Annotated in this window: 4 protein-coding genes and 1 pseudogene; 4 read left to right on the plus strand and 1 reads right to left on the minus strand. The window is 66.1% G+C overall.

Translation table 11 applies throughout. The features are described from left to right. Window positions 1-415 (minus strand): 2Fe-2S iron-sulfur cluster-binding protein (locus tag Q7J58_RS21580; RefSeq protein ID WP_304832003.1); only part of this gene is annotated, 415 nt, incomplete at its 3' end. Between the two features lie 94 nt (window positions 416-509). Between Q7J58_RS21580 and Q7J58_RS21585 the strand changes: the two genes are divergently transcribed. The 4 genes and pseudogenes from Q7J58_RS21585 to Q7J58_RS21600 form a co-directional block, all read left to right on the plus strand. Then, window positions 510-1,463: a LysR family transcriptional regulator gene (locus Q7J58_RS21585; RefSeq protein ID WP_304832005.1), complete on the plus strand. Its 954-nt coding sequence runs from the start codon at window positions 510-512 to the stop codon at window positions 1,461-1,463. 20 nt (window positions 1,464-1,483) lie between these two features. Then, complete coding sequence (locus Q7J58_RS21590; protein ID WP_304832007.1) at window positions 1,484-3,028, plus strand: ABC transporter ATP-binding protein; 1,545 nt, start codon at window positions 1,484-1,486, stop codon at window positions 3,026-3,028. Further along, window positions 3,015-4,070 carry an ABC transporter permease gene (locus tag Q7J58_RS21595; protein WP_304832009.1) on the plus strand — a complete coding sequence of 352 codons (1,056 nt, stop codon included), beginning with the start codon at window positions 3,015-3,017 and terminating at the stop codon, window positions 4,068-4,070. Before Q7J58_RS21590 ends, Q7J58_RS21595 begins: the two co-directional genes overlap by 14 nt. Before the next feature lie 2 nt (window positions 4,071-4,072). Next, a pseudogene (locus Q7J58_RS21600) lies at window positions 4,073-4,468 on the plus strand (ABC transporter permease); the annotation flags it as partial.

Below are 4,468 nucleotides of genomic sequence, written 5' to 3' on the forward strand. Positions count from 1 at the left end.
CAATGGGCTGGCCCGCGCTGTTCTGGTACATGCCAAAGAGGCTCATCACAAAGCCCGGCGTGCAAAAACCGCACTGGCTGCCGTGGCACTGCACCAGGGCTTCTTGCACCGGGTGCAGCGCGCCGCTGGGGGCGGCCAGGTCGTCGGCGGTGAACACCGCCATGCCGGCCACCGAATGGGCCAGCCGAATGCAGCTGTTCACGGCTTTGTACTGGAGCTGGCCGCCCACCGCTTCAGCCAGCACCACGGTGCAGGCACCGCAGTCGCCTTCGCCGCAGCCCTCCTTGGTGGCACTGAGGTGCAGGTCCTCGCGCAGCACCTCCAGCAGGGTGCGGTCGGGTGGTACATTGCCCAGCGTCACGGGCTGGCCGCGTCGCAAGAACGTCAGGGGGCGGGAGGCAATTTCAGAGGTCATGCGCGCCAGCATAGCGCCACGCCCATGGCACAACATATGCTCATGCGTATGGCCTGAATGCCCAAAATACCATTCACCTGCATACGACAAGGGTATGAAATACATCTCCATGTTCGACAAGATTGATCTGCACCTGATCCGCGTGCTGCACACCGTGCTGACCGAGCGCAGTGTGTCGCGCGCGGCGCTGCGCCTGGGCATGTACCAGCCGGCGGTGAGTGCGGCGCTCAAGCGGCTGCGCGAACTCGCCGGTGACCCGCTTTTGGTGCGTTCGGGCGCCGGCATGGTGCCCACGGTGGCGGGCCTGCGCATGATCGAACCCGCTGCCGACATCTTGCGCAGCGCAACCGTGCTGTTTTCTGATGCGCGCAGCTTCGACCCCGCCACCGCACAACACAGCTTCAGCCTGGCCGCCAGCGACTACCTGGACCCGCTGTTTCTGCCCCAGCTGGTGACGCAGATCAAAAGCCTGGCGCCCGAGTGCCCGATCCATATCTACCCGCTTTCGGCCGACGCGGACTACCGCCACCAGCTCGCGCAGGGCGAGGTGGACGTGGTGATTGGCAACTGGCCCAAGCCGCCCGACGACCTGCACCTGGGCCGGCTGTTTGGCGACGAGGTGGTGAGCCTGGTGTCCCACCAGCACCCGGCGGTGCGCCGGGGCTGGGACGTGGAGGCCGGGGTGGCGGCCGAGCACAGTGCGCCCACGCCCACGCACCCCGGCGCGCGCGGTGTGATCGACGACCACCTGGTCACGCAGGGGCTTACCCGCCACATCACCGTGCGCTGCCCGCATTTCGGGCTGATCCCGGCCATGGTGGCGGGCAGTTTGCTGGTGCTGACCACCGGGCGCCAGTATTGCGAGCGCTTCACCGGCGTGTTGCCGGTGCAGGTGCTGCCGTGCCCGGTGCCGTTTCCCCGCATGATGTATTACCAACTGTGGCACGAGCGCACCCACGCGTCCAACGCCGCGCGTTGGCTGCGCGAGCAAATCAAAAGCGTGGCGGCCTCGCTGCGCCGCCCTGAGACAGAAGCGGCGGCCGCCTGAACCCCAAGAAGAGGACATTCATGACCACTGCCCGATTGCAACTGACCGGCATCACCAAGCGCTACCCCGGCGTGGTGGCCAACAACGGGGTGTCGCTCACCGTGGCGCCCGGCGAGGTGCACGCCGTGCTGGGCGAAAACGGCGCCGGCAAGTCCACGCTGATGAAAATCATCTATGGGTCGGTCAAACCCGACGAAGGCGCGGTGATGTTCAACGGCCGACCCGTGCATGTGCGCAACCCGCAGGAGGCGCGGGCGCTGGGCATCAGCATGGTGTTTCAGCACTTCAGCCTGTTCGACACACTCACCGTGGCCGAAAACGTGTGGCTGGGGTTGGACAAGTCGCTGAGCCTGCCCGAGGTGAGCGCCAGCATCACCGCCAAGGCGGCCGAATACGGCCTGGACATCGATCCCGCGCGCCCGGTGCACACGCTCAGCGTGGGCGAAATGCAGCGGGTGGAGATCATTCGCGCGCTGCTCACCAACCCGCAACTGCTCATTCTGGACGAGCCCACCTCGGTGCTGACGCCGCAGGCGGTGGAAAAGCTGTTTGTGGTGCTGAAGAAGCTGGCGTCTGAGGGCTGCAGCATTTTGTACATCAGCCACAAGCTGCACGAAATTCGCGAGCTGTGCAACGCCTGCACGGTGCTGCGCGGCGGGCAGGTCACGGGCGTGTGCGACCCGCGCCAGGAAAGCAACGCTTCGCTGAGCCGCCTGATGATCGGCGCCGAGCCGCCCGCGCTGAACGTGCGCGCGCTCAACGCGGGCGCCGACGTGTTGCAGGTGGCCGGCCTCACGCTGGCCAGCGACGATCCGTTTGGCACCCACCTGGCCGACATCGCGCTCACCGTGCGCAGCGGCGAGGTGGTGGGCATTGCCGGTGTGTCGGGCAACGGCCAGAGCGAGATGCTGTATTGCCTGTCCGGCGAAACCACGCGGGCGCCGGTGGGCAGCATCCGGGTGGGCGGGGTCGATGCATCGCGTTTTGGCCCTGGCAAGCGCCGCGCGCTGGGCCTGCACTTCGTGCCCGAAGAACGGCTGGGCCGGGGCGCCGTGCCCACGCTGTCGCTGGCGCACAACCTGCTGCTGTCGCGCCGCGACGCGCGGGGCCCTGGTGGCTGGCTCAAGCTGGGCGCCCTCAAGGCGCAGGCGGCCGACATCATTGCGCGCTACAACGTGAAGGCCAACGGGCCGGACGCGGCGGCCAAGTCGCTCTCGGGCGGCAACCTGCAAAAGTTCATCGTGGGCCGCGAGATTGAAGCCAAACCGAAACTGCTGATCGTGAGCCAGCCCACCTGGGGTGTGGACGTGGGTGCTGCGGCGCAGATTCGCGGCGAAATTCTGGCGCTGCGCGACGCGGGTTGTGCGGTGCTGGTGGTGAGCGAAGAACTGGATGAGCTGTTCGAGATCAGCGACCGCCTGCACGTCATCGCCAAAGGCAGGCTTTCACCCAGCCTGGACCGGGCTGATGCCACCATTGAGCGCATTGGCGAATGGATGTCGGGCTTGTGGGAAGCACCGGCCCCCAACAACAACAAAAAGGAGACCGCCCATGCTGCGGCTTGAAGTCCGTCCCCAGCCTTCCGCGCGCTGGGGTTATGCCTCGCCGCTGCTGGCGCTGGCCATCACGGTGGTGATCGGCGTCATTCTGTTCGCCCTGCTGGGCAAAGACCCGGTGCGGGGCCTGCAGGTGTTTTTCTGGGAGCCCATCAAGAGCACCTACGCGCTGTCGGAGCTGATGGTCAAGGCCACGCCGCTGCTGATCATTGCGCTGGGGCTGGCGGTGTGCTTTCGGTCCAACGTGTGGAACATCGGTGCCGAGGGCCAGTTTGTCATTGGGGCCATTTTTGCCGCCGGTGTGGCGCTCATGGCCGACAAAACCACCGGTCCCTGGATCATCCCGGCGATTTTGCTGGCCGGTGTGCTGGGCGGCATGGTGTGGGCGGGCATCGTGGCGTTGCTGCGCGACCGCTTCAACGCCAACGAAATTCTGGTCAGCCTGATGCTGGTGTATGTGGCGGTGCAGGTGCTGAACTTTTTGGTCTACGGCCCCTGGAAAGACCCGCTGGGCTACAACTTTCCGCAGACCAAGACCTTTGAGTCGGTCACGCAAATCCCCAAGCTGATGCAGGGCTCGCGCGTCAACATCGGCCTGCTGATTGCGCTGGGCGGTGTGGCCGCGGTGTGGATCTTTCTGTTCCGCACTTACGCGGGTTACGCCCAGCTGGTGGGCGGGCTGGCACCGGCGGCGGCGCGCTACGCCGGGTTTTCTTCGCGCAAGGCGTTGTGGATCGCACTGCTCACGTCCGGCGGCGCGGCCGGCCTGGCCGGCGCGCTGGAAGTGGCCGGCCCCATTGGCCAGCTCACGCCGTATGTGCCGGCCGGTTACGGCTTTGCCGCCATCATCGTGGCGTTCGTGGGCCGCTTGCACCCGGTGGGCATCGTGTTTTCGGCCATTCTTATGAGCATGTTCTACATCGGCGGTGAGCTGGCGCAGTCGCGCCTGGGTCTGCCGAAGTCCATCACCGGGGTGTTTCAGGGGCTGCTGCTGTTTGCGTTGCTGGCCTGCGACACGCTGATTGCGTACCGCCTTGTTTGGAAGAAGTGATCATGGAATCCATTGCACTCCTCATCGCCGCTTCGCTCAACGCGGGCACCGTGCTGGCCATCGCCTCGCTGGGCCTGCTCATCAACGAAAAGGCCGGCATCGTCAACCTGGGCGCCGAGGGCATGATGCTGTGCGCCGCACTGGCCGGTTTTGCCACGGTGGTGCACACCGGCAGCACCGTGGCCGGTTTTGCGGCCGGCATGGCGGCCGGGGCGTTGCTGGCGGCCATTTTTGGCGGTCTGGTGATCTGGCTCAACACCAACCAGTACGCCACCGGGCTGGCGCTGTCGCTGTTTGGTGGGGGCTTTTCGGCGTTCGCCGGCACCCGCTATGTGCAGGAAAAACTGCCCGAACAGGCCCAGTTCGCCATTCCGGTGCTGGCCGACATTCCGCTGCTC

The organism is Hydrogenophaga sp. (genome assembly GCF_030656115.1).
Lineage (GTDB): Bacteria > Pseudomonadota > Gammaproteobacteria > Burkholderiales > Burkholderiaceae_C > Hydrogenophaga.

Bases quoted from the DNA above. Each gene is read 5' to 3' on its own strand.
- Q7J58_RS21590 (WP_304832007.1), top strand. From the start codon at position 1,484: ATGACCACTGCCCGATTGCAACTGACCGGCATCACCAAGCGCTACCCC.
- Q7J58_RS21585 (WP_304832005.1), top strand. From the start codon at position 510: ATGAAATACATCTCCATGTTCGACAAGATTGATCTGCACCTGATCCGC.
- Q7J58_RS21595 (WP_304832009.1), top strand. From the start codon at position 3,015: ATGCTGCGGCTTGAAGTCCGTCCCCAGCCTTCCGCGCGCTGGGGTTAT.